This is a genomic window from Clostridium sp. DFI.1.208, assembly GCF_024463855.1.
Taxonomy (GTDB): Bacteria; Bacillota_I; Bacilli_A; order Erysipelotrichales; family Erysipelotrichaceae; genus Clostridium_AQ.
Genome location: NZ_JANGCA010000290.1, coordinates 1 through 279, shown reverse-complemented (window position 1 = coordinate 279; position 279 = coordinate 1). Strand labels below are relative to the sequence as shown.

At 35.1% G+C, this 279-nt stretch carries 1 pseudogene; it reads left to right on the top strand.

The features are described 5' to 3' along the window. Positions 1-279: pseudogene (locus NE665_RS24415) on the top strand (IS5/IS1182 family transposase); the annotation flags it as partial.

The following is a 279-nucleotide window of genomic DNA, read 5'->3' as shown; positions in this document are numbered from 1 at the left end:
GTGTCAAAAAAGAAGTAGAGATTCTCAAAAAGAAATACGAAGATGATCTGTTGGTTGAAATCATCGAGGATAGAGAATGTATAGGTAAAGAGTCCTTTGATTCAATGGTACATACAGAATATGTACATGATGAAGAAACGGGTGAAGAAGTAAAAAAAACTTCAACTAAAACAATTACAGAAAGCGCTATAGATCCAGAAAGTGGCTGCTTCCATAAAGGTGAAAAGGAGAAATGTTTTGCGTACTCGCATCAAACTTTCTGTGATAAGAATTCGTTCG